Origin of the sequence: Hyphomicrobium sp., assembly GCF_035548195.1 — a bacterium.
In the GTDB taxonomy this organism is placed as follows: domain Bacteria; phylum Pseudomonadota; class Alphaproteobacteria; order Rhizobiales; family Hyphomicrobiaceae; genus Hyphomicrobium_B.
The window spans coordinates 1-1,849 of sequence record NZ_DASZTY010000032.1; the positions used below are offsets into that span (position 1 = coordinate 1).

1 protein-coding gene and 1 pseudogene are annotated in these 1,849 nt (G+C 57.2%); one reads left to right on the plus strand and one right to left on the minus strand.

The window, feature by feature from the left end:
* Window positions 1-345 precede the first annotated feature (345 nt).
* Window positions 346-1,440, plus strand: a complete 1,095-nt coding sequence (locus VHB22_RS12345; RefSeq protein WP_325457280.1) for a sulfotransferase — start codon at window positions 346-348, stop codon at window positions 1,438-1,440.
* A 75-nt stretch (window positions 1,441-1,515) separates the two neighbouring features.
* Here the strand turns inward: VHB22_RS12345 and VHB22_RS12350 are convergent.
* Window positions 1,516-1,849 (minus strand): annotated as a pseudogene (locus VHB22_RS12350) (4-hydroxyacetophenone monooxygenase); the annotation flags it as partial.

The window sequence follows — 1,849 nt, forward strand, 5'->3', positions numbered from 1 at the left end:
GCAGGCGGATGTCGAGGCCTGGGCGCCGCACGCGATCGCAGGCGGGATCGTGGCCTTCGACGACGCCAAGGACGAGAAGATCGGCCCGGCCAAGGCGATCGCGCGGCTGATCGCCTCCGGCGACTACGAAAGAATCGACGCCGAGGGCAAGATCGTCGTGCTCCGCAAGATGCGATAGCAGACGACGCGCCGCGCCGTGACCGATTATGTGCGCGTGCTGGCGGCGCAAGGCGCGATCGAGGGCGAACCGGCGACGATCAGCAACAAGGCCTTCCGGGCGATCAACGAAGGTTTTCGGCCAACCCGGAGTACCTCAGCTCACGGTCGGCTGATACAACATCGAGCATGCCGACAAATACAGCGCCATCATTACCCGTCCAGATTCAGGAAATTCGCGCAGAGATCGATGCGTGCCGCAAGCTCATCGATAGTGAGACTCCCCGAAGACAATTGGCCGCCCGGATCGTGCGCGAATGTTCGATCGAGGATGAGAATATTCGGGCCGCCATATTGAGATTTCTTGTCGAATTGCATGCTTGGCCGGAAGCCCGGCGACTCTTTCATCGCATCACATGGGAATTTGCAACGCCAACTGACCTGATCACCAGTTTCATCCACGTGCCGCGGCTGATCGAGCGCGCCGCCCGCGGAACGGTTTGGAATGGACTCCTTCAGCGGCTTCATAAAGTCTTCGAGAGCATACCCGCTAGGCAGGCGCTGCAACTGTATGAATTAGAACTAGGCCTACTTCTCGCAATGGAACGAAATTTGGAATTCGTTCGCAGGTTCGACGAGCTGGAAAAGGGCTTGAATTCATCCAAAAAGTTTGTGTATCTGAAAGCCGTACGCAATCGACTTGGCAGACAACGCGAAGAAGTGTTCGCTGAACAGAAAGTATTCGGCATCGGACTTTCCCGGACAGGCACTACATCGCTCCATGCGGCACTGACCGAACTGGGTCTGGATTCCGCTCACTGGACCAATCCACTGACGCATCAAGTTCTATCGAGTCCAGATTTTTATATGTTCGGGGCGTGTTGCGACTGTTGCGTTTCTCCGGAGTTTGAGAAGCTATTTTATCTGTATCCGGAGTCGAAATTTGTCCTTACGGTCCGGAGCATCGACGATTGGGAAAGGTCGTTCTGGCGTCATCACCGGCGCGTAAGTTGGGCCGGCGACATGAATTCATTCCGCAAATCCTTTGCGGCACGACCGTTTCAGGAATGCGAAATTGAGTTTGCGCTATATGCGGCCACGGACCAGGTCTCTGAGGCATATCGCGCGTTCGATGAGCGGGTGACGAGGTTCTTCGGCTCAGATTCCGGGAGATTGCTCAAACTCAATATCGCCGACGGGGAAGGCTGGTCCGAGCTTTGCAGCTTTCTGAACAAACCGGTACCCCCCAAACCGTTTCCTCATCTCAATACGGCGCCGGCTTGATCGCTGCATGAATTTACGGTCGATCAGGCTGGAAAATCGATTGGATGCTCGACGGCAAAGCCGGTTGCAGCGGGTTTAACGCGCCGGCGCAGCGGTGCGCATACCCGCAGTTTCGAAATCGCGCTTCTTCGCCGCGTGTGTCTTCCACCAATAGGTCACGGTGAAGTCGGGCCAGATGGTGGAATTGGTGCCGTTGGGATTGAGGTACCAGCTCTTGCAGCCGCTCATCCACACCGTGCCCTTCATGCGCTCCTGAATGTCGGCGTTGAAGGCGTCCTGCACGTCCTTCTTCACTTCCACCGCGCCCGCGCCGCTCCACAGCCATTTCAGGCAGGCGAGCGCAAAGCGCGCCTGGCTTTCGATCATGAAGACGACGGAGTTGTGGCCGAGGCCGGTGTTGGGCCCAAGA

Coding starts and splice junctions, on each gene's coding strand:
- VHB22_RS12345 (WP_325457280.1), top strand. CDS start 346: ATGCCGACAAATACAGCGCCATCATTACCCGTCCAGATTCAGGAAATT.